The organism is Streptomyces sp. NPDC012769 (assembly GCF_042901205.1).
GTDB lineage: Bacteria > Actinomycetota > Actinomycetes > Streptomycetales > Streptomycetaceae > Streptomyces.
In genome coordinates, this window is sequence record NZ_JBIBCP010000009.1 from 101,246 (window position 1) to 124,191 (window position 22,946).

General features: G+C 73.5%; 23 protein-coding genes. 11 read left to right on the forward strand and 12 right to left on the reverse strand.

Annotation, left to right across the window (positions count from 1 at the left end):
• Positions 1 to 75 precede the first annotated feature (75 nt).
• The gene (locus tag ACFY7C_RS35025) at positions 76 to 1,473 is read right to left on the reverse strand and encodes an NAD(P)/FAD-dependent oxidoreductase (RefSeq protein WP_389659064.1); all 1,398 of its coding nucleotides are present in this window, start codon (positions 1,471 to 1,473) and stop codon (positions 76 to 78) included.
• A gap of 233 nt (positions 1,474 to 1,706) precedes the next feature.
• On the opposite strand from ACFY7C_RS35025, the gene ACFY7C_RS35030 reads away from it, so the two are divergent.
• The 3 genes from ACFY7C_RS35030 to ACFY7C_RS35040 are packed head-to-tail and all read left to right on the forward strand — an operon-like array spanning position 1,707 to position 3,495.
• On the forward strand, positions 1,707 to 2,639 hold the full coding sequence (locus ACFY7C_RS35030) for an aminoglycoside phosphotransferase family protein (protein ID WP_389659067.1): 933 nt from the start codon (positions 1,707 to 1,709) through the stop codon (positions 2,637 to 2,639).
• A gap of 19 nt (positions 2,640 to 2,658) precedes the next feature.
• Positions 2,659 to 3,150, forward strand: a complete 492-nt coding sequence (locus ACFY7C_RS35035) for a GNAT family N-acetyltransferase (RefSeq protein WP_389659070.1) — start codon at positions 2,659 to 2,661, stop codon at positions 3,148 to 3,150.
• A gap of 9 nt (positions 3,151 to 3,159) precedes the next feature.
• On the forward strand, positions 3,160 to 3,495 hold the full coding sequence (locus tag ACFY7C_RS35040; RefSeq protein WP_389659073.1) for a hypothetical protein: 336 nt from the start codon (positions 3,160 to 3,162) through the stop codon (positions 3,493 to 3,495).
• Positions 3,496 to 3,547: 52 nt separating this feature from the next.
• On the opposite strand, the gene ACFY7C_RS35045 is transcribed toward ACFY7C_RS35040, so the two are convergent.
• Together ACFY7C_RS35045 and ACFY7C_RS35050 are read right to left on the reverse strand one after the other, a co-directional pair.
• Positions 3,548 to 4,531, reverse strand: coding sequence for a zinc-binding dehydrogenase (locus ACFY7C_RS35045; RefSeq protein ID WP_389659076.1), 984 nt, complete (start codon positions 4,529 to 4,531; stop codon positions 3,548 to 3,550).
• Positions 4,532 to 4,617: 86 nt separating this feature from the next.
• Positions 4,618 to 5,796, reverse strand: a complete 1,179-nt coding sequence (locus ACFY7C_RS35050; protein WP_389659079.1) for an FAD-dependent oxidoreductase — start codon at positions 5,794 to 5,796, stop codon at positions 4,618 to 4,620.
• A gap of 105 nt (positions 5,797 to 5,901) precedes the next feature.
• On the opposite strand from ACFY7C_RS35050, the gene ACFY7C_RS35055 reads away from it, so the two are divergent.
• Positions 5,902 to 6,624, forward strand: a complete 723-nt coding sequence (locus ACFY7C_RS35055) for a pentapeptide repeat-containing protein (protein WP_389659082.1) — start codon at positions 5,902 to 5,904, stop codon at positions 6,622 to 6,624.
• 39 nt (positions 6,625 to 6,663) lie between these two features.
• On the opposite strand, the gene ACFY7C_RS35060 is transcribed toward ACFY7C_RS35055, so the two are convergent.
• The 4 genes from ACFY7C_RS35060 to ACFY7C_RS35075 all read right to left on the reverse strand — a co-directional run bounded on the left by ACFY7C_RS35060 (position 6,664) and on the right by ACFY7C_RS35075 (position 10,348).
• Entirely contained in the window at positions 6,664 to 7,164 is a 501-nt protein-coding gene (locus ACFY7C_RS35060; RefSeq protein WP_389659085.1) for a hypothetical protein, read from the reverse strand.
• A 30-nt stretch (positions 7,165 to 7,194) separates the two neighbouring features.
• Entirely contained in the window at positions 7,195 to 8,406 is a 1,212-nt protein-coding gene (locus tag ACFY7C_RS35065) for an FAD-dependent monooxygenase (protein WP_389659088.1), read from the reverse strand.
• A 161-nt stretch (positions 8,407 to 8,567) separates the two neighbouring features.
• Entirely contained in the window at positions 8,568 to 9,194 is a 627-nt protein-coding gene (locus ACFY7C_RS35070) for a response regulator (RefSeq protein WP_389659091.1), read from the reverse strand.
• Complete coding sequence (locus ACFY7C_RS35075; RefSeq protein WP_389659094.1) at positions 9,191 to 10,348, reverse strand: sensor histidine kinase; 1,158 nt, start codon at positions 10,346 to 10,348, stop codon at positions 9,191 to 9,193. Before ACFY7C_RS35075 ends, ACFY7C_RS35070 begins: the two co-directional genes overlap by 4 nt.
• Positions 10,349 to 10,567: 219 nt before the next feature.
• Here ACFY7C_RS35075 and ACFY7C_RS35080 point away from each other — a divergent pair, with 219 nt between their 5' ends.
• Together ACFY7C_RS35080 and ACFY7C_RS35085 are read left to right on the forward strand one after the other, a co-directional pair.
• Positions 10,568 to 11,116: a heme-binding protein gene (locus tag ACFY7C_RS35080; RefSeq protein WP_389659097.1), complete on the forward strand. Its 549-nt coding sequence runs from the start codon at positions 10,568 to 10,570 to the stop codon at positions 11,114 to 11,116.
• A gap of 196 nt (positions 11,117 to 11,312) precedes the next feature.
• Entirely contained in the window at positions 11,313 to 12,686 is a 1,374-nt protein-coding gene (locus ACFY7C_RS35085) for a M1 family metallopeptidase (RefSeq protein WP_389659100.1), read from the forward strand.
• A 54-nt stretch (positions 12,687 to 12,740) separates the two neighbouring features.
• Here ACFY7C_RS35085 and ACFY7C_RS35090 read toward each other — a convergent pair whose 3' ends face one another.
• Positions 12,741 to 13,316, reverse strand: a complete 576-nt coding sequence (locus ACFY7C_RS35090; protein ID WP_352075127.1) for a TerD family protein — start codon at positions 13,314 to 13,316, stop codon at positions 12,741 to 12,743.
• A 105-nt stretch (positions 13,317 to 13,421) separates the two neighbouring features.
• On the opposite strand from ACFY7C_RS35090, the gene arfB reads away from it, so the two are divergent.
• Positions 13,422 to 13,859, forward strand: coding sequence for an alternative ribosome rescue aminoacyl-tRNA hydrolase ArfB (gene arfB, locus ACFY7C_RS35095; protein WP_389659103.1), 438 nt, complete (start codon positions 13,422 to 13,424; stop codon positions 13,857 to 13,859).
• Positions 13,860 to 14,087: 228 nt separating this feature from the next.
• Here the strand turns inward: arfB and ACFY7C_RS35100 are convergent, their stop codons facing one another.
• Positions 14,088 to 14,654: a flavin reductase family protein gene (locus ACFY7C_RS35100; protein ID WP_389659106.1), complete on the reverse strand. Its 567-nt coding sequence runs from the start codon at positions 14,652 to 14,654 to the stop codon at positions 14,088 to 14,090.
• A 290-nt stretch (positions 14,655 to 14,944) separates the two neighbouring features.
• Here ACFY7C_RS35100 and cdgB point away from each other — a divergent pair, with 290 nt between their 5' ends.
• Both cdgB and ACFY7C_RS35110 read left to right on the forward strand, forming a co-directional pair.
• A complete protein-coding gene (cdgB, locus tag ACFY7C_RS35105) occupies positions 14,945 to 16,639 on the forward strand; it encodes a diguanylate cyclase CdgB (protein ID WP_389659109.1) in 1,695 nt (564 codons plus the stop codon).
• A 120-nt stretch (positions 16,640 to 16,759) separates the two neighbouring features.
• Positions 16,760 to 17,743, forward strand: coding sequence for a CBM35 domain-containing protein (locus ACFY7C_RS35110; protein ID WP_389659112.1), 984 nt, complete (start codon positions 16,760 to 16,762; stop codon positions 17,741 to 17,743).
• 138 nt (positions 17,744 to 17,881) lie between these two features.
• Here the strand turns inward: ACFY7C_RS35110 and ACFY7C_RS35115 are convergent, their stop codons facing one another.
• From ACFY7C_RS35115 to ACFY7C_RS35125, 3 genes are all read right to left on the reverse strand, one after another.
• Positions 17,882 to 18,820 carry a 1-phosphofructokinase family hexose kinase gene (locus ACFY7C_RS35115; protein ID WP_389659255.1) on the reverse strand — a complete coding sequence of 313 codons (939 nt, stop codon included), beginning with the start codon at positions 18,818 to 18,820 and terminating at the stop codon, positions 17,882 to 17,884.
• A 143-nt stretch (positions 18,821 to 18,963) separates the two neighbouring features.
• Positions 18,964 to 20,109: an N-acetylglucosamine-6-phosphate deacetylase gene (gene nagA, locus ACFY7C_RS35120; protein ID WP_389659115.1), complete on the reverse strand. Its 1,146-nt coding sequence runs from the start codon at positions 20,107 to 20,109 to the stop codon at positions 18,964 to 18,966.
• Positions 20,109 to 21,077, reverse strand: coding sequence for an ROK family protein (locus ACFY7C_RS35125; protein WP_389659118.1), 969 nt, complete (start codon positions 21,075 to 21,077; stop codon positions 20,109 to 20,111). The genes nagA and ACFY7C_RS35125 overlap by 1 nt, the downstream gene beginning before the upstream one ends.
• Positions 21,078 to 21,317: 240 nt before the next feature.
• Here ACFY7C_RS35125 and ACFY7C_RS35130 point away from each other — a divergent pair, with 240 nt between their 5' ends.
• Entirely contained in the window at positions 21,318 to 22,592 is a 1,275-nt protein-coding gene (locus ACFY7C_RS35130) for an ABC transporter substrate-binding protein (protein WP_389659121.1), read from the forward strand.
• A 56-nt stretch (positions 22,593 to 22,648) separates the two neighbouring features.
• A complete protein-coding gene (locus ACFY7C_RS35135; RefSeq protein ID WP_389659124.1) occupies positions 22,649 to 22,915 on the forward strand; it encodes a DUF3263 domain-containing protein in 267 nt (88 codons plus the stop codon).
• The last annotated feature ends 31 nt before the right edge of the window (positions 22,916 to 22,946 follow it).

Here is a 22,946-nt window from a genome sequence, read left to right on the forward strand (position 1 = left end):
CGGTGGTGCCCCCTCCCGGCGCGCCCAGCGGCCGCTGAGGGGGAGGAGAGGGCCCGATGGTGCCCCGGCCGCGCCTCAGCGGCCGCTGAGGCGGTTGGCGAGGACCGCGACGCGGTCGGTGGCGGCCGTGCGGGCGGTGGACTCCCGGCGGTCGGCGCCGCGGAAGGCCGCGTACATGGTCTGCACGCCGAGCCAGCGCAGCGGCTCCGGCTCCCACTTGCGGACCCGGTGGTCGACCCAGGGCAGGGTGGTCAGGTCCGTCGGGCCGGACTGGCCGGAGTCCTGCTGGATGAGGTCGCGCAGGGTGCGGGCGGCGAGATTGGTGGTGGCGACGCCGGAGCCGACGTAACCGCCCGCCCAGCCCAGGCCGGTGGAGCGGTCGAGGGTGACGGTGGCGCACCAGTCGCGGGGCACGCCGAGGACGCCGGACCAGGCGTGGGCGATGCCGACGCCGGCGAGCTGCGGGAAGAAGCGGACCAGGATCTCGCGCAGGGCCTCGATCGTCTGCGGCTGGGTGCGGCCGTCGTTGTCGGTCTTGGAGCCGAAGCGGTACGGGACGCCCCGGCCGCCGAGCGCGATGCGGCCGTCGGCGGTGCGCTGGGCGTACATGTAGGCGTGGGCCATGTCGCCGAGGGTTTCCAGGCCCTCCCAGCCGATGGACTCCCACTGCGCGTCGGTGAGCGGCTCGGTGGCGATCATGGAGGAGTTCATCGGGAGCCAGGTGCGGCGCTGGCCGGCGAGGGAGGCGGTGAAGCCCTCGGTGCAGCGCAGCACGTAGGGCGCGCGGACCGTGCCGTACGGGGTGACGGCGTGCTTCGGGCGGATCTCGGTGACCGGGGTGGACTCGTGGATCGTGACGCCGAGCGCCTCGACGGCGTCGGCGAGGCCCTTGACCAGCTTGACCGGGTGGAGGCGGGCGCCGTGCGGGGTCCAGGTGGAGCCGACGGCGCCGGTGATCCGGATGCGTTCGGCGGTCTGGCGGGCGCCGAACAGCTCGCGGTCCTTCTCGCCGAAGGCGAGCTCGACGGCGTGGAAGTCCTTGAGGCGGGCGAGCTGGGCGGGGGAGTGGGCGACCTCCAGGACGCCGCCGCGGTGGAGGTCGGCGTCGATGCCCTCGGCGGCGCAGACGTCGATGACCTCGGTGACGGTGTCGTTCATGGCGTGCTGGAGGCGTACGGCGGCCTCGTGGCCGTGCAGCCGGGCGTAGCGGTCGCGGCCGGCGATGCCGTTGTAGAGCCAGCCGCCGTTGCGGCCGGAGGCGCCGTAGCCGCAGAAGTTGGCCTCGAGGACGGTGATGTCGAGGAAGGGGACGGCCTTCTTGAGGTAGTAGGCGGTCCACAGGCCGGTGTAGCCGCCGCCGACGATGCAGACGTCGGCGGTCCGGTCGCCGGGCAGCGGTTCGCGGGGCGCGGAGGCGCCCTCCTGCGCGTACCAGAACGAAATGCCGCCGTTGACCGTGCTGCTCGTGCTCATGTCCATCCCTCTTCCGGGTCCGTGCGCGGGAGGTTACCGGGGCCCCGGCCGCGTGGATACGGGTCGCCCGGCGGCGGTCCTGGGGCGGGGACGCGCCCGGGGCCGGGGCTGCGGATTCCGTCGTGCGGGACCGCCCACGGCCGCCCGCCCGTGCCGCCTTCTCCCGCGCGCTTCGCGGGTGATCGGCACGTTTTTCGAAGGCGCCGCGGGGCGCGGGTGGCTACGGTCGGAGGATGACCCACGCATCCATCCGGGTACCCGAGGAACTGGCCGCGTCGCAGGCGAAGTACAACGGCGAGGCGGGGCGGGCGTTCGTCGAGGCGCTGCCGGGCCGGGCGGAGGAGTTCCTGGACCGGTGGGGCCTGCGGCTGACCGGTCCTTCGATGCACGGCGTCGCCTCGCTGGTGCTGCCGGTGACGCGGGGCGGTGTCCCCGCCGCGCTCAAGCTCCAGCTCCTGGACGAGGAGAGCGAGGGCGAGCCGGTCGCGTTGCGGACGTGGGGCGGGGAGGGGGCGGTACGGCTCCTGGAGCACGACGCCGAGACCGGCACCATGCTCCTGGAACGCGCCGACGAGACGCGGCACCTGTCGACGCTGGGGGACTCCGGGCACTCCGGGGACGCCCGGGAGGCGGTGCGGATCCTGGCCTGCCTGCTGGGCCGGCTGGTGGCGGTCCCGGCGCCGCCCGGGCTGCGGCGGCTCGGCGACATCGCGGCGGACATGCTCGCGGCGACCCCGGCGGCCGCGGCCCGGCTGGGCGCCGAGGACGCGGCGCTGCTGCGGGACTGCGCGGCGGCGGTACGGGAGGTCGTGGCCGAGCCGGGCGACCGGCTGCTGCACTGGGACCTGCACTACGACAACATCCTGGCCGCCGAGCGCGAGCCCTGGCTGGCCATCGACCCGAAGCCGCTGGCCGGCGACCCGGGCTTCGAACTGCTCCCGGCGCTCACGGACCTATGGGACGACGACGGCGGCCCGGATCCGGCGGAGACCCTGTGGCGCTTCGACCTCCTCACCGAGCACCTCGGGCTCGACCGCGGGCGGGCCCGGGCCTGGACGCTGGCGCGGGTGCTGCAGAACGGTCTGTGGGACGTCGAGGACGGCGAGCCGGCGCTCGACCCCGACCAGGTGTCCATCGCGCGGAACCTGCTGGCCAGGCGGGCCTGATCCGGTGCAGTCTGGCCCCATGATCCGTACCGCCACGCCTGCCGACGTGCCCGTCATCCACCGGATGATCCGTGACCTCGCGGACTACGAGAAGGCCCTCGACGAGGCCCGCGCCACGCCGGAGCAGCTCCACGAGGCCCTCTTCGGCGACCGCCCCGCCGCCTACGCCCACATCGCCGAGACCTCCGACGGCGAGGTCGCCGGCTTCGCCCTGTGGTTCCTCAACTTCTCGACCTGGCGCGGAGTCCACGGCATCTACCTGGAGGACCTCTACGTCCGCCCCGACCTCCGAGGCGGCGGTCACGGCAAGGCCCTGCTCGCCGAACTCGCCCGGATCTGCGTGGAGCGCGGCTACGAGCGCCTGGAGTGGTCGGTCCTGAACTGGAACGCCCCCTCGATCGCCTTCTACGAGTCCCTCGGCGCCCGCCCGCAGGACGAGTGGACGGTGTACCGCCTGACGGACGGGGCGCTGAAGGACCTGGGTTCGGCAGGACGCTCCGCGAGAGGGTAGGAAGGGGGCATGGACATGGACATTCAGCAGCGGTTCGAGCGGATCACCGCCTTCATCGAGGCGCGGCTCACGCCGCTCTTCGACCCCGAGAACGGCAGCGACCACGGCTTCGGGATGGACGACACCTCCCGGGCGCTGCGGGCGCTGCGGTACACCGTGCAGGCGGCCTCGGCCGTGAACGGGCTCGTGGAGAAGCGGGAGTCGGCGCCCGAGCTGCGGCAGGTGGTGGACCAGGCGTTGGAGCACAACTGGGACGTGCTGCGCTCCGTCGCCCGGATGTGGGAGGACCACCCCGATTTCCTGAAGGAGTTCAAGGGGCACTCCTGGGACGTGCTGGGGGCCTGACGGGGTCTCAGGGGCATCCCAGGGGGCCCTCAGGGGTCCCCTGAGGGGTTTTTCAGGGGACCAGGACGACCTTGCCCATCGTGCCCCTGGTCTCCAGGGTGCGGTGGGCCGCGGCCGCCTCCGACAGGGGGAAGGGCTGGACCGCGGGGCGCAGGGTGCCGTCGCCGGCCGCGGCGAGGGCGGCGAGTTCGAGGTTGCGGACGTCACCGCCGGCCTTCTGGAGCATCACGGGGCCGAGGACGGACTCGGAGGTGATGCCACGGGTGGTCAGCTCCTCCTCCGTGAGGACGAGTTCGGCGCCGCCCGACCAGCCGAAGACGAGGTGCTGCCCGCCCTTGCCCAGGAGGTCGACGGCGGCGCGGGCCGTGTCGCCGCCCACCGAGTCGAAGACGATCGTCGCCCGGCGCTCGCCGAGATACGCGCGGACCTGTTCCGGCCAGGTCGGTTCCTTGTAGTCGACCGCGAGGTCCGCGCCGTTCTCCGCCACCCGGGCCACCTTCTCCGGGCCGCCCGCAAGGCCGATCACGGTCGCGCCGGCGTTCTTCGCGTACTGCACGAGGAGCGTGCCGATGCCGCCCGCCGCGGCCGGGACGATCGCGATCGACTCGGGGCCGAGCTCGGTGAACTGAAGGATGCCGAAGGTGGTGCGGCCGGTGCCGATCATGGCGACGGCCTCCGCCTCGCCGAGGTGGTCGGGCAGGGCGTGCAGCCGGGCGGCGTCGGTGACGGCGAGTTCGGCGTAGCCGCCGGGCGCCATGCCCAGGTGGGCGACGACCCGCCGGCCCAGCCAGGTGGGGTCGGTGCCCTCGCCGAGCGCGTCCACCGTGCCGGCGACCTCGCGGCCGGGGACGGTCGGGAGCTCGGCCGGGGCGGGGAAGGGGCCGGTCTCGCCCTCGCGGAGCACCGTGTCGAGGAGGTGCACGCCGGCCGCCGCGACCTTGATGCGGACCTGGCCGGGGCCCGGGACGGGGTCGTCGGTCTCCTCGTACGTGAGGTTCTCGGCGGGGCCGAAGGCGTGGAGGCGGATGGCGTGCATGCGGGGCTCCCCTGTTCGTTCGCCGTTCGTTCGCGGCGACGTGCGTGGCCGAGGCTTCGGTTTCGCTCGGTGACCGTGCCCAGCTTTCAACCTCGAGCGGACTTGAGGTCAAGTGTCTCCTTGCGCAGCGCCATCGACACCGCCTCCACCGCGCTCGTGAACGACACCTCGGCCAGCACGCCCGGCGCCGCCACCTGGTCCCCGACCAGGTAGATCCCGCCGCCCTGGTCGATCGCCGGCCGGTCGCGCCAGGTGGTCCCGGGGCGGTCCACCGCGCCCGTACGGCCCTGGGAGACGGCCTCGCGCCGCCACACCGTACGGTCGCGCCAGTCCCGGAAGCCCAGATCGAGCAGCCGCTCCGCGTGCGCGACGCCGTCCGCCTTCGACTCCCCCGGAGCGATCGGCAGCTGCGCCTGGATCAGCTGTTCACCGGCCGGGGCCAGACCCGGGTCCTGGGTGGTGAACCGCTCGACCCAGCCGGGCGCGTCCAGGTCCGAGATCGCGAACGGGTCGCCCTTACGGGTCCGCAGGGCCAGGTCGAACAGCACCGTACGGCCGGACTCCCAGGTCAGCGACGGGTCGCCCAGGAGCCGGGCGGCGGACGGCAGGGCGGTCGCGACGATCACCGGGCCGTGGGCGAGCGGCAGCGCGTCGAGGGCGTCGACCCGCGACGAGGTCTCGATCCGCACGCCGAGCTCCCGGGCGCGCGCCGCCATCCGTTCGATCAGCCGGCCCCAGCCGCCCTTGATGAAGTGAGCCTCCGGCGGGACCGCCGCGGCGCGGTGCAGTCGTTCCTGCACGAAGCGGGCCGAGAGCGCGCCGGGGTCGTGGTGGTAGAGCGCGACCCCGCTGTACGCGGCGGCGGCGCGGGCCGCGTCCGGACCGGCGAGCCGGGTGGCCCAGGTGCGGAAGTCGACGTCCACGGGCGCCCGGTCGGCCCCGCGCAGGGCCTGCCGCAGGAAGCCGAGCGGCGGGATGCGGCGCAGCGCGCCCCGGTGGTGGAAGCGGAGCGTCGCGGCTTCCAGCGGCGGCAGCGGGGCGAGTTCGCCGAGCAGACCGCGCTGCTTCAGCCAGGTCCAGTGCGGGCCGCCGTTGTAGAGGGCGTGCGGGCCCTCGTTGGTCCGGTACGGGCCGGCGGCCGTGCGGGCCCGGCCGCCGAGGGTGTGATGGGCCTCGTACAGGGTCACCTCGGCGCCCGCCTCCGCCGCGGTGACGGCCGCGGTGAGCCCGGCGAAGCCGCCGCCGACGATCGTGATCTTCCGCATCTCTCTGGCTCCTTGTGTCGGATTCACGAAGGGGACGGGCGGCGGGGCCCCGTTCGTGACATCGGGGCCGGGGGATTGTCAGTGGCGTGCGTCACGATGGCCGGCATGAGGAAGAGGACGGTGTCGAAGGACAGCCCGGCGAGCCGGGCCGGTGGCGCGGGGCGGGCGGGGCGGGCGCGGCCGGTGCGCGAGGCGCGTCGGCCCGAGGTGCGGCTGCCGCCGCTGGAGCCGTACGGGGGCGGTCTGGAGCCGGACGGCGACTACGACGGCCGGGAGCTCGCCGGCCTGGACCTGGCCGGACAGGACGGGGCGGGGGCCCGGTTCCTGGACTGCGCGGTGCGCGACTGCGGGCTCGACGAGGCGCGGCTGACGTCCGCCCGCTTCCTCGACTCGGTCCTCGACGGCGTACGGGGTGTGGGGACGGACCTGGCCGGGGCGCAGTTGCGGGACGTGGAGGTGCGGGAGGCGCGGCTCGGTGGGGCGCAGCTGCACGGGGCGGTGCTGGAGAGGGTGTGGGTCCGGGGCGGGAAGATCGACTATGTGAACCTGCGGGCGGCGAGCCTCAAGGACGTCGTGTTCGAGGGGTGCGTGCTCGGCGAGCCGGACTTCGGGGGCGCGGCGCTGGAGAGGGTGGAGTTCCGGGACTGCGTGCTGGTCGGGGCGGACTTCGGCGGGGCGCGGCTGAAGGACGTCGACCTGCGGACCGTCCAGCGCCTGGAGATCGCCCGCGGGGTGGACGCCCTGGCGGGGGCGGTGATCTCCACGGCGCAGCTGCTCGACCTGGCGCCGGTGTTCGCGGCGCAGTTGGGGGTGCGGGTGGAGGACTGAGCGGTACGGGGCCGGCGGGCGCGGCGCGGCGGAGCGTGCCTACGGCAGCCGGGGGAAGCGGGCCTGGAGGGCCCACACCACCGGGTTGTCCGCGAGGCCCTCGTGCATGTCCGTGAGGTCGGCGATCAGGTCGTGCAGGAAGTCGCGGGCCTCGCGGCGCAGTACGCCGTGGTTGAAGGTGAGCGGCGGTTCGTCGCCCGGCATCCAGTCGGCCTCGACGTCCACCCAGCCGAAGCGGCGCTCGAACAGCATGCGGTCGGAGGACTCGGTGAAGTCGAGCTCCGCGTACTGCGGCTGCGCGGCGCGACTGCCGCGCGGGTCGCGGTCGAGCTGCTCGACGATGTCGCACAGCGCCCACGCGAAGTCGAGCACCGGCACCCATCCCCAGGCTGTGGACAGCTCCTGGTCCTTCTCGGTGTCCGCGAGGTACACGTCACCGCAGAACAGGTCGTGCCGCAGCGCGTGGACGTCCGCGTGGCGGTAGTCGGTCTGCGGCGGGTCGGGGAAGCGGCGGGAGAGGGAGTAGCCGATGTCGAGCACGCCCTGATGGTGTCATGCCCGGTGGGCCGGTCATGCCCGGTGGGCCGCGCGGGCCAGTCGTGGGCCCAGCCAGCGCTTGAGTCGGCGCAGGGCCTCCATCTGCCCGGCGGCGCGGTCCAGCCGGTAGTAGAGCTGGGGCGGGACGTACGGGAGCAGCGGGGAGTGCCGCTGGCCGAGCAGGGCGAACATCCGGGCCGGCTCCAGACCCATGTAGCGCGGCAGGTTCTCGTACCATCGGGCGCTGTAGCGGGCCGCGCTCTGCGAGGAGACGAGCTCGGAGCGGCGTCTGCGGCCGTACGCGGTGAGGGCCGCGTCCAGGGGTGTGGAGGGATCGCGCAGGGCGGCGGCCAGGGCGAGGGCGTCCTCCAGGGCCAGGGTCGTGCCGGCGCCGATCGAGTAGTGGGTGGTGTGGGCGGCGTCGCCCAGCAGCACCAGGTTGCCGTGGTGCCAGGCCCGGTTGGTCAGGGTGCGGAAGGTGAGCCACTGGGCGGGGGCGCCGTCGCCGTGCTGCTCCCGGCCGATCAGCGGCTCGCCGTCGAGGAGGTCCGCGAACAGCTTCTCCAGCAGGCGCAGGCTGTCGGCCTCGTTCGTGCGGTCGAGTTCGAGGCCCTTCCACGTCTCCGGCGAGCACTCGACCACGCAGGTCGACTGCTCGCCGCTGAAGCCGTACGCGTAACACCAGATCCAGCCGTGCCCGGTCTCCTTGAACGCGAAGCTGAAGGAGTCGAAGACCTTCGTCGTCCCCAGCCAGACGTACGGGTTGCGGCCGCTGCGGACCTCCGCGCCGAAGCGGTCCGGATGTGCCTCGCGCAGCAGGCTGTTCACCCCGTCGGCGGCGACGACCAGGTCGGCGCCGGCGAGCTCGGGGGCATCGGCGCCGCCGACGGGGTGCTCGAACTCGACCCGTACGCCGAGCTCCCTCGCCCGGTCGGCGAGCAGCGCCAGCATCCGGCGCCGGCCGATGCCGAAGCCCGCGTCGCCGCGGTGCACGGTCCGCCGGTCGCGGACGATCGCCACACCGTCGGTCCAGGTCACCGACGCGGCGGCGATCGCCCCGGCGGACTCCGGATCACCCGCGCGCAGCTTGTCGAGGAGCCCCGCCCAGTACGTGACGCCCCAGCCGTACGTGGAACCGGCCGGGTTGCGCTCGTACACGGTGATCTCGTGGGACGGGTCCTGGCGCTTCATCAGGATCGAGAAGTACAGGCCGCCGGGCCCGCCGCCGACGATGGTGATCTTCACATGCGCTCCCACGAGGACATGACGGTGTGCGCCTGGGTGGCAACGCAGGGTAGCAGTGGGGGCGGCGCGGGAAGGGGAACACGGGTCCGGTCCGCACGCCCGGGTGAGCGTCCGGCGCCGCCCGTCGGGGACGGGCCCGCCCCTGGAGCACCCGGCGGCCGCTACGGCAGCAGGCGCTGCTCCTTCGCCACCGCCACCGCGCCCGCGCGCGTGTCGACGCCGAGCTTCGCGTAGATCCGGCCCAGATGGGTCTTGACCGTCGCCTCGCTGATGAACAGCGCGCGGGCGATCTCGCGGTTGCCCAGACCGTGGGCGAGCTGGCCCAGGATGTCGCGCTCCCGGTCGGTGAGCGAGGGGCCCGCGGCGCCCCGCATCCGGTCCATGACCCGGCTGGCGACCGGCGGCGACAGCGTCGTACGGCCCTGGGCGGCGGAGTGGATCGCGGCGAACAGCTCCTCGGGGCGCTCGGCCTTCAGGAGATAGCCGGTGGCGCCCGCCTCGATCGCCCGCGTGATGTCCGCGTCCGTGTCGTACGTGGTGAGGACCAGGACGTGCACCCCGGTCGGGGCGATCCGGCGGGTGGCCTCCACGCCGTCGATGCCCGCGCCCAGCTGGAGGTCCATCAGGACCACGTCCGGCCGCAGATGGGCCGCCATCGCGACCGCCTCCTCGCCGCTGCCCGCCTCGCCGACCACCTCGATGTCGGGCGCGCTGCCGAGCAGGGCGAGCAGCCCGGCCCGGACCACGGCGTGGTCGTCGCAGAGCAGGATCCGTACGGGCGCGCTCACGGTCGTACCTCCAGAGGGATCGCGGCGGAGAGCACGGTGCCCTCGCCCGGGGTGGACTCGATCGTCAGCGTGCCGCCCAGCTGCCGGGCCCGCACCCGCATCGCGGGCAGCCCGTGCCCGCGCACGCCTCCCGCGTCCCGCACCGCGGCCGGGTCGAAGCCACGCCCGTCGTCGGCGACGTCGAGGACCACCTGGTCGTCCAGATAGGTCAGGGTGATCGCCGCCGAGCCCGCCCCGGCGTGCTCCCGGATGTTGGCGAGGCCGCCCTGCGCGATCCGCAGCAGCGCCGACTGCACCCGGTCCGGCAGCGGCACCGCCGCCCCGTCCACCCGGAAGGCGGCCGACTCGCGGGTGGCCAGACCGCGCAGCGCCTCCTCCAGGCCGCCGCCCTCGGCGAGGTCGGCGGGGGCCAGGTCATGGACGAAGCGGCGGGCCTCGGCGAGGTTGCGTTCGGCGATCGACTCGGCCGTACGGACGTGCCGGCGGGCGGTCGCCTGGTCGCTGTCCCAGGTGCGGTCGGCGGCCTGGAGCAGCATCTGCTGGCTGGACAGGCCCTGGGCGAGCGTGTCGTGGATCTCCATCGACAACCGCTGCCGCTCCGCCAGCGTGCCCTCCCGGCGCTCGGTCGCGGCCAGCTCGCGGCGGGTGCGGATGAGGTCCTCGATGAGCGCCCGCTGCCGGTCGGCCTGCCGCTCCGCGTGTACGAAGACGGCGGTCGCGATGGCCGCGACGGCCGGTGGGGCGATCACCAGGTTCGGGTCGAAGCCGCCGTGCGACAGCTGCACCTGGGCGGTCACGACGAACAGCGTCAGGAGGGTGACGAGGCCGAGCGCGGCGCGCGGCGGGAGGGTGCGAAGACCCGTGTAGAACAGCGGCACCGCGCACCACGCGAAGCTCGGCGCCAGCACCACTAGGACCATCCACACGGCGACGACCGTGCCCAGCCAGGCGATCCGGCGGGGCGTGGCGCGGGTGCCGAGGACCGGACCGAGGAGGTAGAGCGAGGCGAGCGCGCCGGACAGCGCCACGATCCAGGGGCTGCGGTCCTCCCAGGGGTGGCGCAGCAGGAAGCGGGCGAGGGAGGCGCCGAGCAGGAGGAAGAAGGCGACGTGCATGACCCGCGCCAGCCAGCGGGCGTCCGGGTCCCGGTCCATCGTCCTTCCACCTCATCCACAGTGCTTCCGACCTGGGTATACGCATCCATCCTGACCCAGGGGGACCATGCCGGCATCAACCGATCGGCTGACCCCCGCGTCCACCGTCCCGCTCGGCGAGGGCAGCCGGAACGTGGACCGGACGGGGCCGGTTCCGGGCCGAGGATCGATGCAGAGCGAACGGAACACCGCCGCCGCCTCGACATCCTGGAGCCCGCCATGAAGAAGAAGTTCCTCCTCGGCACCACCGCCGCCGTCGTCCTCGCCGCCGGCACCTTCGGCGCCGTCTCCGCGAACGCCACCGCCCCGCAGGCCGCCCCGGCCGCGGCCGCCGCCAAGAAGGCCGACGCGGACGGCGACAACCTGCGCCAGACCACCCACCTGACGATCGCTGCCGCGACCGAGGCCGCGCAGGCCGCCCTGAAGGCCGCCGAGAAGGAGAACCAGCGGGTCTCCGTCGCCGTCGTCGACCGCAACGGCACCACCCTCGTGACCCTGCGCGGCGACGGCGCGGGCCCGCAGTCCTACGAGTCGGCCGTGAAGAAGGCGTACACCGCCGTCTCCTGGAACGCCCCCACCTCGGTCCTCGCCGGCCGTCTCGCCCAGGCCCCCAACCTGAAGGACATCCCCGGCACCCTCTTCCTCGCGGGCGGCGCCCCGGTGACCGCGAACGGCGGCCCGATCGCCGGCATCGGCGTGGCCGGTGCCCCCTCCGGCGACCTCGACGAGAAGTTCGCCCAGGCGGGCGTGGCGTCCCTCGACGACTGACGGCCCCCGCCCCCGATGCCCGACGGCGCCCGGATCCCCCGCCGGGCGCCGTCGTCCTTTCGCCGGGTTCGTTCTGCGTAGGGTCCGTTTCGCGCCGGGGCCGTTTTGCTTCGGGGCCGTTTTGCTTCGGGTCCGTATTCGTACGTCTGTTTAGGATCGGTTCGTGAACAGACGTAGGCGAGTTTGTGCCGGAGCCGTGGCGCTCACCGTCGCCCTGCTCGCCGCCGGGTGCACCGGCTCGGGTGCCGGTGGCGGGGTGCGGGGCACCCCGGGCGCCGCGGGGCTGCGCGACCCGCTCTTCCCCAGGCTCGGCAACGGCGGCTACGACGTGAGCCGTTACGCGCTCACGCTGTCCTACGACCCCGCCACCGGCCGCCTCGACGGGCGCGCCGAGATCACCGCCAAGGCCACCAAGGACCTCAGCGCCTTCAACCTGGACCTCACGGGGCTCACCGTCCGCGGCGCCACCGTCGACGGGGCGCCCGCCGCGGTCAACCGGGCCGGGAGCGAACTGACCCTGCGGCCGCGCGAGGACATCGACGACGGGGACGAGTTCCGCGCCACCGTCACGTACGAAGGGGTGCCCGAGACCGTCACCGACGCGGACGGCTCCGAGGAGGGCTGGCTGAAGACCGCCGACGGGGCCCTCGCGGTCGGCCAGCCGGCCGGCTCCATGGCCTGGTTCCCCGGCAACCACCACCCCTTCGACAAGGCCGCGTACGACATCACCGTCACCGTCCCGGCCGGCCTCAAGGCCGTCTCCAACGGCGTGCTCGCCTCGGAGAGGAAGACGGCCGACGGCCGCACCACCTCCGTCTGGCGGGCGGCCGAGCCGATGGCGAGCTATCTCGCCACCCTCGCGATCGGCCGCTACGACACCACGACCACCACCGCCCTCGGCACCGTGCCCGTCCTCACCGCCGTCGATCCGGTCGTCGCCCGGCAGACCGCGGCGCTGCGGGCCCGGCTCCCGGAACTGTTGGAGTGGCAGACGGAGAACTTCGGCCCGTACCCCTTCACCGCGACCGGCGCGATCGTCGAACGCGACGAGGACCTCGGCTACGCCCTGGAGACCCAGACCCGGCCCGTCTTCTCCGCGGCCTCCTTCGACACCGCCACCCTCGTCCACGAGCTGGCCCACCAGTGGTACGGCAACTCCGTGTCGCCCGCGACCTGGAAGGACATCTGGCTGAACGAGAGCTTCGCGACGTACGCGGAGTGGCTCTACGCGGAGGACTTCGAGGACACCCCCGCGCAGGAGAACTTCGAGAAGGCCTTCGCGAACGATGCCGCCTGGGCCTTCCCGCCGGCCGAACCGCCGAGCGCCGAGGAGCTGTTCGCCACGCCCGTGTACCAACGGGGCGCGATGGTGCTGCACCGGATCCGGCAGGAGGTCGGCGACGACACCTTCTACGAGATCCTCGCGGGCTGGCCGGCGAAGCACCGGCACGGCACCGCGAGCACCGAGGACTTCACCCGGTACGTGGAGTCGGTGGCGGGCCGGGACCTGGGCGGGCTGTGGGACGTGTGGCTGTACGGCGAGGGGAAGCCCGCCGAGGCGACCGACTGACCGGGTAAGGCAAGGGCCCCGGCGCGGTGCGCCGGGGCCCTGGACGCGTACGGGTCAGAGGTTGACGCCGAAGTCGCGGGCGATGCCCTCGAGGCCGGAGGCGTAACCCTGGCCGACGGCGCGGAACTTCCACTCGGCGCCGTTGCGGTACAGCTCGCCGAAGACCATGGCGGTCTCGACGGCGGCGTCCTCCGACAGGTCGTAGCGGGCGATCTCGGCGCCGCCGGCCTGGTTGACGATGCGGATGTAGGCGTTGCGGACCTGGCCGAAGTTCTGGCCGCGGTTGACCGCGTCGTAGATGGAGACCGGGAAGACGATCTTGTCGACGCCGGCCGGGAGGCCCGCCAGGTTGACGTTGATCTGCTCGTCGTCGCCGCCGCCCTCGCCGGTGCGGTTGTCACCGGTGTGGACGATGGTCTGGTCCGGCGTCGACTTGTTGTTGAAGAAGACGAAGTGGCCGTCGGAGACGACCTTGCCGGCGGCGTCGACGCCGATGGCGGACGCGTCGAGGTCGAAGTCGGTGCCCGTGGTCGTACGGACGTCCCAGCCGAGGCCCACGGTGACGGCGGTGAGGCCCGGGGCCTCCTTGGTCAGGGAGACGTTGCCGCCCTTGGAGAGGCTTACAGCCATGGGATGTCCCTTTCATCGCGGTGTCTTCGCACCCAATAACGCGTCAGGGGGTGCGGCGGTTCCCTCGCGAAAACAGGATGACGTGCGGGAGCCTTCGCGGGGAACATGGAAGGCATGTCCGGTCCCTATCCGATCCGCGGCTCCGTCTCCCTGCCCGAGGCCGAGCTCCTGTGGCGTTTCTCGCGGTCGTCCGGGCCGGGCGGCCAGCACGTCAACACCAGCGACTCTCAGGTGGAGCTCCGCTTCGACCTGGCGGCGACCGAGGCCCTGCCGGAGGTGTGGAAGGCGCGGGCCCTGGAGCGGCTCGCCGGCCGACTGGTGAACGGTGTGGTCACCGTCCGCTCCTCGGAGCACCGCTCCCAGTGGCGCAACCGCGAGACCGCCGCCGTGCGCCTGGCCGCGCTGCTCGCCGAGGCGACGGCGCCGCCGCCGAAGCCGCGCCGCGCGACGAGGATCCCGCGCGGCATCAACGAGCGCCGGCTGCGGGAGAAGAAGCAGCGCGCGGAGACCAAGCGGGGCCGCCAGGGCCGCGACTGGGGCTGAGCCGGCCGAGGGCCGGGGCCTCCGGCGGCTCTCCGGCGGGCCTCCGCCGGTTCTCCGGCGGGCCTGCGCCGGCCCTCCGCCCGCGCCTGTGCCGGGCCATGCCGGCCCTCGGCCGGGCGGCGCCGGGCCTGCGCCGGGCCATGCCGGCCCTCGGCCGGGCGGCGCCGGGCCTGCGCCGGGCCATGCCGGCCCTCGGCCGGGCGGCCTCCGTCGCACCTCCGCCGGGCCTCAGCCCAGCGTGCGGTACTTCCCGCGGAAGTAGGTGAGCGGGCCGCCCTCCGCCGAGGGCAGGTTCGTGGCGAGCACGCGGCCGATGACGAGCGTGTGGTCGCCGGCGACCACACGGTTCTCCGTACGGCATTCGAGGGTGGCGAGCGCGCCGCCCATCAGCGGGGCGCCGCTGTGGGGGCCGCGCGTGTAGGGGAGGTCGGCGAAGAGGAGGCGGTCGCTGACCCGGCCCTTCATCGCGAAGCGTCCGGCGACGTGTCGCTGGCTCTCGGAGAGCAGCGACACCGCCCACACCGGCACCTCCGCGAGCAGGTCGTCCATGCGGGAGTCGTTGCGGAGGCTGACCATGACCAGGGGCGGGTCGAGGGAGACGGACAGGAAGGCGGTGGCCGTCATGCCGACGTCCTCGCCGTGCGGGCCGTCCTCCGGGTCGTGGGCCGTGACCAGGACCACGCCCGCCGCCAGCCGGGCCATGGCGGCCTTGAACTCGTCGTTGCTCACTCCCTCAGCATGAGGGATGGCCAGGTCGACGGCGGTGGTCCCGGTGGCGGGCGTCTTCTGCAGCACCCTCGCACGCTAATCCGGACCCGCGCCGCCTCACATCGGGCGCCGGGACCAGGCCGGCTTCCCCCGACGGTCCTAGGACCCTCTTTCCGCTCCCGTCCGGCGCTGTTCACGCCGGGTTCTCAAACCCCCGAGAGTCTTTGTGACTTGAGTCACAGAGTGCAGTAATTGTTGACCCTGTGTACCGGGTGCACAGCTCGCTGTGATTCAGTGGCGGGGACAGTGCACCACGAAGCCGATGAAGCCGATGAGAACCCTGGAGTCAGCTGTCGAGGTCTCGGGGAGAGCGAGCGATGGAGACCGAGTCGGAGCCGTACGTCCGTCTTGCGACCCTGCGGCAGCTGCATCAGGTCGTGGCGGACCTCAACACCGCCCGAAGCCTTGCGGACACCCTGCAGGCCGTCGCCGACGGCATCGTCGCGGGCCTCAACTATGAGCTGGCCTGCGTCAACCTCGTGCGCCCCGACGGCGATCTGGTCGTCGCCGCCTTCGCCGGCAGCCCCGCCGCCGAGGCACTGATCACCGGCCGGGTCGGCTCCCGCGCCTCCTGGGAGCGCCGCCTCGCCATGGGTGAGACCTGGGGCGACCTCGTCTTCATCCCGCACACCGAGGGCTGGGTGCTGATCGAGGACGACGTGCCCCAGTGGCACACCGAGGGCCCCGCCCCCCGCTTCGAGGACGAGTGGCACCCCCACGACCGGCTGTACGCGCCGATGTACGCCCCCGGCGTGCGCTCCGCCTATCCCGGAGGACCCCCCGGCTCCGGCCGCGAGCTGCTCGGCGTGATCTCCGTCGACCGCCCGCGCAACGGACGGCACCCCGGCCCCTGGGGCCGCGAGGCCCTCCAGATGTACGCCTCCCAGGCCGCCATCGCGATCAGCAACGCCCGCCTCCGCTCCAACATGCAGCGCGCCCTGGTCCGCCTGGAGCGCGAGCAGCAGGCCCTGCGCGCCAGCGAGGAGTCCTTCCGGCAGGCCTTCGAGTACGCGCCCTCCGGCATGGCCATCGCCGAGATGGGCGGCGACCAGCACGGGAGGCTGCTGCGCACCAACGACGCCCTGTGCCGGCTGCTCGGCCGGCCCGCCTCCGTGATGCGGCGCTACTCCTTCGCCGACCTCGTCCACCCCGAGGACATAGGCACCCTGCTGCGCACCTCCGCCGAGGGCGGCCGCGCCGAGCTGCGCCTCGGCCGCCGCGACGGCACCTATGTCTGGGTCTCCCTGCGCAACTCCGTCGTCGCCGACACCGCCGACGGCCCCCGCTTCCTCCTCACCCACGTCGAGGACATCGAGGAGCGCAAGCGCCACGAGCTGCAGCTCGCGCACCGCGCCTCGCACGACGCGCTCACCGGCCTCCCCAACAGCGCCGAACTCCGCTCCCGGCTCTCCGCCCGCATCTGCGAGCGCCCTTTCGCCACCGAGCCGCCCGCCGCGGGCTCCGCGCCCGTCCCCGCCGACGGCTTCGAGCCGCCGTACGAGTACGACTACGAGCACGAGCACGGCTTCGGTTTCTCGCCGGTCGCCGGCGCCGGGCCGTACGACCACCACGTCCACACCGTCGCCCCCACCGGCGGAGAGACCGACGACGGCACCAAAGGGCTCGCCGTCCTCTTCTGCGACCTGGACGGCTTCAAGTCGATCAACGACCGCTTCGGGCACCACACCGGCGACGCCGTCCTCATCGAGGTCGCCCGCCGGCTCACCACGGGCGTACGGGACGGGGACACCGTCGCGCGCCTCGGCGGTGACGAGTTCGTCGTCCTCGCCGACGGCCTGGGCGCCGCCGACGCCGCCGACCTCGCCGTCCGGCTGCGGAACGCGATCATTCCGCCGATCCGGGTGGACGGACGGGCCGTGCGGGTCGGTGCGAGCTTCGGCATCGGCTGGGCCGAGTGCGGCATGACCGTCGAAGAGGTCCTGAACAGCGCCGACCAGCGGATGTACATCGAGAAGCGGTCCCGGTCGAAGGTGCACCGCAGGGCCGGATAGGGCCCGGTCCGCCGGTTCGTTCACCGGTCGTACACACATCGCCGAAACCTTGACAGGGCCGTACGAGGTAGGCTCGGCCGGTCGGCGACGGCTGGCGAGCAGGGAAAAGGAGTGACCCGGATGGCTGCCGGTAACGACGGCGCGAAGACGCCCGAGGACGACGATCCGTTCGGCTACCTGTACGCGGACGGGCAGGCGGCGGGGGCCAGGGCGCCCCAGGGCGGCGGCTACGGCTACCCGGGTCCGGCGGCTCAGCCGGGCGTCCCCCGCACCTCGTACAACCAGGTCCGCACGGTCGGCGAGCGCCAGTACGGCGGTCACGGCCAGGCACAGGTGCCACAGCAGGCCCCGTACGGCCAGCAGCAGGGCTACGGCCAGCCGCACCCGCAGTACGCGGCGCCCGAGACCTATCCCGGCGGCGGCCAGCACCGCCCCGGCCCGTCGCAGCCCGCGCCGCGCGGCTCCGGCGGCGGACGCGGCCCCAACACCAAGGGGCTGCTGATCGGCGCCGTGGCGGTCGTCGCGGTCGTCGTGCTCGGCATCACCGCCGCCGTGATCACCAACGCCGGCGACGACTCCGACAACGCCGGCGGCGGAGGGAAGCCGACGGGCGCGCCCACCCAGGTCTCCGAGTCGCCGTCCGTCGACCCGAGCTCGTCCTCGGAGCCCCCGCTGGAGCTGCCGCAGCAGGACGCGGCGACGCTGAAGCTGGGCGGCTCGGCGGCGCTCGCCAAGGACATCAAGGGTGCGGAGGGCGCCGACGGCGCGTACGTGACCGGGTTCAACGCGATCGGCTCGTCGGTGACCTGGCAGGCGGAGGTGCCCTCGGCCGGGAGCTACTACCTCTACGTGCGCTACGCGATCCCGGCGAAGGACGCGAACGCGACGCTGACCGTCAACGACACGGCGAACAGCAACCCGATAGGCCTCAAGAACTTCATCGGCTCCTCGGACCCGAACCTGGAGAAGAACTGGCAGACCACCTGGGCGCCGGTGACCCTCAAGGAGGGGCAGAACACGATCAAGCTGTCGTGTGAGACGGGCAACCAGTGCGATGCCGTCTTCGACTGGCTGAAGATCAGCAAGACGAAGCTCAGCGGCTGAGCGAGCGACCGGGCGAGGCCGGTGGCAGGGGAGCGGGGTCCTTCGGGGCCCCGTTCTTCTTCGTCTGGGGGCCCTAGGGGGTGTCTTGTCGATCAGGTCGGATCAGGGGCGAGCCCGGCAGGATCGGCGAGACATCCCCTACGCCGCCGTGGCCGGGGCGTGGACCGTGACGCGGGGGAGCAGCGCCTCGTAGGCGCCCGCGTCGAACTCGCCGGCCACCGGGGAGAGGACCGTCGCCGCCGAGAGGGCGACGGCATGGGCCAGGCGGTCGGGCCAGTCGGTGCCGTCGACCAGGCCGGCAAGCAGGGCCGCGACGGCCGAGTCGCCCGCGCCGGTCGGATTGCCCCGTACGGGCGCGGGCGGGGCCGCCTGCCAGTGGCCGTCCGGGGTGGCGGCGAGCAGGCCGTCGGGGCCGAGGGAGGCGACCACCGCGTGGGCGCCGCGGCGCCGGGCGTCGCGGGCGGCGCGGTGCGGTTCGCGGGAGCCGGTGAGCTGGGCCAGCTCCTCCGCGTTCGGCTTGATCACGTCGGGGCGGGCGGCGATGCCCCGGCGCAGGGGTTCGCCGCTGGTGTCGAGGAGGACCGGGACGCCGGCGGCCCGGGCGAGCCGGACGAGTTCGGCGTAGGCGCCGACGTGGATGCCCGGCGGCAGGCTGCCGCACAGGGCCACCGCCCGGGCGTCGCCGAGGAGTTCGGTGAAGCGGGTGGTGAGGGCGGACCACTCGTCGGGGGTGATGGCGGGCCCGGGTTCGTTGAGCTGGGTGGTGTCACCGCTCGTGGCGTCGACGACCGCGACGGTGCGGCGGGTGGCGCCCGCGGTCGGGACGAGGGCGTCGTGGACCGGCTGTCCGGCGGTGCCGGCGGCGAGCAGGGCGCGGACGGTCTCGCCGGTCGTGCCGCCCGCGAAGCCCGTGACGACCGTCTCGTGGCCGAGGGCGCCGAGCACGCGGGCGACGTTGAGGCCCTTGCCGCCGGGGCGTTCGACGACCTGGGCGACCCGGTGCGAGGTGTGCGGGGTGAGAGCGTCGACCTTGTAGGTCAGGTCCAGGGCCGTGTTGAGGGTGACCGTGAGGATCATCCGTACCGCCCCCGTCGTCTCGTGTGCTCGTGTCACCGCCTTCAGCGTCCTGATCATGCCAAAGAGACGGCGATCGGCCCAGACCCCGGACCGATCGCCGTGGGACGACCGCTGGACGACCGCGGGGCAACCATGCGGTGAAATCAGCCCACTTGGGGATCGACCACCCAGCTGCCCTTGCGCATCACGCCCTTGAGCTCGAAGTCCGCGTCGAGGACGACGAGGTCGGCGTCCTTGCCCGGCTCCAGGGAGCCCACCCGGTCGTACACGCCGAGCAGCTTCGCCGGGTTGGCGGAGACGGCCTGGACGACCGACTCGACGGGCAGTCGGTCGACGGTCACGGCGCGCTGGAACGCCCGGTCGAGGGTGAGGGTCGAGCCGGCGATGGAGCCGCCCTCGACGAGCCGGGCCACGCCGTCCTTCACCTCGACGGCGAGCGAGCCCAGGGCGTACGTGCCGTCGCCGAAGCCGGCCGCGTCCATGGCGTCGGTGATGAAGGCGACCCGCTCGGGGCCGGCGTGGTGGAAGGCCAGCTCCAGGGCGGCCGGGTGCAGGTGGGTGCCGTCGTTGATGAGCTCGACGGTGATCCGCTCGTCCTCCAGGAGGGCGGCGATCGGGCCGGGCGCGCGGTGACCGAGGCCGGGCATCGCGTTGAAGAGGTGGGTGGCGACGGTGGCGCCCGCGTCGATGGCCTCGACGGTCTGCTCGTACGTGGCGTCCGTGTGTCCGATCGCGGCGATCACGCCGTGCTCGGCGAGCAGCCGTACGGAGTCGATGCCGCCGGGCAACTCGGTGGCGAGGGTGACCATGCGGGCCTGGCCGCGCGCGGCGTCGATCAGCTTGCGCACCTCGGCGGGCTCGGGGTCGCGCAGCAGCGCCTCGTCGTGGGCGCCCTTGCGGCAGGGGGAGATGAACGGGCCCTCGAAGTGGATGCCGGCGATGTCGCCCTGCTCGGCCAGCTCGGAGAGGAGGCCGGCGCGCCGGCCGAGGAAGTCGGTGTCGCCGGTGACGAAGGAGGCGACGACGGTGGTGGTGCCGTGCAGCCGGTGGGTGTGGACGCCGGTGAGGATCTCGTCCACGGTGCCGGAGGTGAAGGAGGCGCCGCCGCCGCCGTGGTTGTGCATGTCCACGAATCCGGGCACCAGCCAGTGGCCGGTGAGGTCGAGGGCGGGGGTGTCCTCGTGGGCGGCTCCGGTGATGCGGCCGTTCTCGACGATCACTCGTCCGTTCTCGACGATCCCGGTCGGCAGCACCACGCGGGCCCCGGCGAGAACTGTGGAAACGGCCATCAGGCGGATACCTCCGAGTCGGTGGGGCGCTGGTCGGCGTCGTGGGCGGGGTCGGCGAGCAGGTCCCAGGCGAGGAGGCCCGCGCCCAGGCATCCGGCGGTGTCCCCGAGGGCCGCCGGGACGATGGCGGGCAGCTTCTGGAAGGTGACGCGCTCCTCCACGGCGACCCGAAGGGGTGTGAACAAGGTTTCCCCCGCCTCGGCGAGACCGCCACCGATGATGAGCGTGCGCGGGTCCAGCAGGGTGAGCGCGGTGACCAGGCCGTCGGCGAGCGCGTCGACGGCGTCCTGCCAGACCTTCGTGGCGGCCGGGTCGCCGGACTCGACCGCCTTGGCGCAGTCGGCGGCGTCCGCCTCGGGGTCGCCGGAGGCCGCGGCCCAGGCGAGGGAGACGGCGGAGGCGGAGGCGTACCGCTCCAGGCAGCCCCGCTGGCCGCAGCCGCACTCGGTGCCGCCGGGGCGGACGACGATGTGGCCGATCTCGCCCGCGTAGCCGTGCGCGCCGGCCTCGATGGCGCCGCCGATGCCGATGGCGCCCGCGATGCCGGTGCCGAGGGGGACGAAGAGGAAGCGGTCGGCGCCGTTGCCCGCGCCGATCCGGCCCTCGGCGAGGCCGCCGGTGCGCACGTCATGGCCGAGGGCGACGGGGATGCCGCCGAGGCGTTCGCTGAGCAGGGCGCGCATGGGGACGTCGCGCCAGCCGAGGTTGGCCGCGTAGACGGCGATGCCGTCCACGGCGTCGACGATTCCCGGGACGGCGACTCCGGCGGCCGCGGCGGGCTGTCCGTACCGCTCCTGGCCGAGGGCGCGCAGCTCCTCGGCGAAGCCGAGGATCGTCTCGACGACGGCCTCGGGGCCGCGCTCGCGGCCGGTGGCGCGGCGGGCCTCGTGGAGCAGGGTGCCGTCCGCCCCGACGAGGGCGGCCTTCATGCCGGTGCCGCCCACATCGAGGGCGATGACGTGTCTCACGGGGACAGTCTCCCGTGTCCACCCCGAAAAGGTCTAGTCCACTGTGACGGATTGTTGCGGTCGGATACAAATGGCGGCCGAGGGGCGCGCGGGCTTGTGGCGCCCGGGTCGCGGGCGGGTGGCCCGCGGGCCGATGCGTTGCAGAAGCGATATGCGAGTGGTGTAGACCTCCTGTCGCTCTTCGGGAGAAACTGACGACTTCCGACATCTCGACGACGAGCAAAAGGGTGGGTCACGGCTGTGCAGCGGCGACGATTTCTTGGACTGGCCGCGGCGGCCACCACACTCGGTCTGACCGCCGCCCTCTCCGGCTGCGGCACGCTCGGCGGCGACGACGGGGACGTCACCCTCACCCTGGTGGCCGCCGACTACGACCTCACCGGCGGGGACTCCACCAAGAAGTACTGGGCCGGGCTCGTCGCCGCCTTCGAGGACAAGAACCCCGGCGTGAAGATCCAGGTCCAGATCGAGTCCTGGAACGACGTCGACCGCAAGGTCGCCGAGCTCGTCAAGGCCGGCCGGGCCCCCGACATCGCCCAGATCGGCGCCTACGCCGACTATGCGGCCGCCGACCAGCTCTACGCCGCCGACGAGCTGCTCTCCATCCCCGTCCAGGCCAACTTCCTGGCCCCGCTCGTCGACGCCGGCGAGTACAAGCAGACCCAGTACGGCATGCCGTTCGTCGCCTCCACCCGGCTGCTCTTCTTCAACCAGGAGCTCTTCGACAAGGCCGGCGTCGACGAGCCCCCGACCACCTGGGACGAGCTCGCCGCGGCCGCCGAGAAGCTGAGGAAGAAGAACGTCCCCTACCCCTTCGCGCTGCCGCTCGGGCCCGAGGAGGCCCAGGCGGAGACGATGATGTGGCTGCTCAGCGGGGGCGGCGGCTACCTCGACGCGACGGGCCACTACAAGGTCGACTCCGACGCGAACATCCGCACCCTCACCTGGCTGCGCGACAACCTCGTCGCCAAGGGCCTCACCGGTCCCGTCGCACCCGCGAAGCTCGACCGCAAGGAGGCGTTCGCCGCCTTCGCACGCGGTGAGGTCGGCATGCTCAACGGCCACCCGTCGCTGATGCAGGAGGCCGCCAAGAAGGGCGTCAAGGTCGGCAAGGTCGCCCTGCCCGGCGCCGACGGCGGGGACAGGGCCGCCATGGGCGTCGCCGACTGGATCATGGGCTTCAAGCAGAACGGCCACCGCAAGGAGATCGGCGCCTTCCTCGACTTCGTCTTCAGTGACGCGAACGTGCTGAAGTTCGCGGGCGACAACGACCTGCTGCCCGCCACCGTCACCGCCTCCGCCACCATGCAGGCCGACCCGGCCCACGCCGACCTGCGCGAATTCCTGGAGGCGCTGCCCGACTCCCAGCTGCCGCCCGTCGGCAAGACCTCCTGGGCCCAGGTCAGCGGCACGGTCAAGAAGGACATCGGCAAGGCGGTCGCCCCGGGCGGCAAGCCCTCGGAGGTCCTCGGCCGGATCGCGCGCGAGGCGACGGCGGCGGAGAGCGCGGAGTAGACGCGGAGCGCGGAACAAGTGGGGCGGAACAAGCGGGGCGGAATAAGTTGGTCTGTATGACCAGTGAAATCGGGAAGGCGGGGGCGGCCGGGGAGCCCGGCGAGCTCGGCGAGCGGGAACAGGCCGTCCTCGCCCTGGAACGCCGCTCCTGGCCGGGCCCCGGCGCCAAGGAGCGGGCCGTGCGCGAGCGGCTCGGCCTCTCCGCCACCCGCTACTACCAGCTGCTCAACGCCCTCCTCGACGACCCCAGGGCCCTCGCCCACGACCCGGTCACCGTGAACCGGCTCCGCCGGGTCCGGGCCGAGAAGGCACAGCGCCGCTGACGAGGACGCCCGTAGCTGGGTAGGGTCAGGG

What these genes read in the sequence shown, in the direction of transcription:
- ACFY7C_RS35110 (WP_389659112.1), top strand. Translation starts at nt 16,760, where the DNA reads ATGGCTGCCGGTAACGACGGCGCGAAGACGCCCGAGGACGACGATCCG.
- ACFY7C_RS35115 (WP_389659255.1), bottom strand. Translation starts at nt 18,820, where the DNA reads ATGATCCTCACGGTCACCCTCAACACGGCCCTGGACCTGACCTACAAG.
- ACFY7C_RS35025 (WP_389659064.1), bottom strand. Translation starts at nt 1,473, where the DNA reads ATGAGCACGAGCAGCACGGTCAACGGCGGCATTTCGTTCTGGTACGCG.
- cdgB (WP_389659109.1), top strand. Translation starts at nt 14,945, where the DNA reads ATGGAGACCGAGTCGGAGCCGTACGTCCGTCTTGCGACCCTGCGGCAG.
- ACFY7C_RS35080 (WP_389659097.1), top strand. Translation starts at nt 10,568, where the DNA reads ATGAAGAAGAAGTTCCTCCTCGGCACCACCGCCGCCGTCGTCCTCGCC.
- ACFY7C_RS35135 (WP_389659124.1), top strand. Translation starts at nt 22,649, where the DNA reads ATGACCAGTGAAATCGGGAAGGCGGGGGCGGCCGGGGAGCCCGGCGAG.
- arfB (WP_389659103.1), top strand. Translation starts at nt 13,422, where the DNA reads ATGGAAGGCATGTCCGGTCCCTATCCGATCCGCGGCTCCGTCTCCCTG.
- nagA (WP_389659115.1), bottom strand. Translation starts at nt 20,109, where the DNA reads ATGGCCGTTTCCACAGTTCTCGCCGGGGCCCGCGTGGTGCTGCCGACC.
- ACFY7C_RS35045 (WP_389659076.1), bottom strand. Translation starts at nt 4,531, where the DNA reads ATGCACGCCATCCGCCTCCACGCCTTCGGCCCCGCCGAGAACCTCACG.
- ACFY7C_RS35055 (WP_389659082.1), top strand. Translation starts at nt 5,902, where the DNA reads ATGAGGAAGAGGACGGTGTCGAAGGACAGCCCGGCGAGCCGGGCCGGT.
- ACFY7C_RS35075 (WP_389659094.1), bottom strand. Translation starts at nt 10,348, where the DNA reads ATGGACCGGGACCCGGACGCCCGCTGGCTGGCGCGGGTCATGCACGTC.
- ACFY7C_RS35040 (WP_389659073.1), top strand. Translation starts at nt 3,160, where the DNA reads ATGGACATGGACATTCAGCAGCGGTTCGAGCGGATCACCGCCTTCATC.
- ACFY7C_RS35030 (WP_389659067.1), top strand. Translation starts at nt 1,707, where the DNA reads ATGACCCACGCATCCATCCGGGTACCCGAGGAACTGGCCGCGTCGCAG.
- ACFY7C_RS35035 (WP_389659070.1), top strand. Translation starts at nt 2,659, where the DNA reads ATGATCCGTACCGCCACGCCTGCCGACGTGCCCGTCATCCACCGGATG.
- ACFY7C_RS35050 (WP_389659079.1), bottom strand. Translation starts at nt 5,796, where the DNA reads ATGCGGAAGATCACGATCGTCGGCGGCGGCTTCGCCGGGCTCACCGCG.
- ACFY7C_RS35090 (WP_352075127.1), bottom strand. Translation starts at nt 13,316, where the DNA reads ATGGCTGTAAGCCTCTCCAAGGGCGGCAACGTCTCCCTGACCAAGGAG.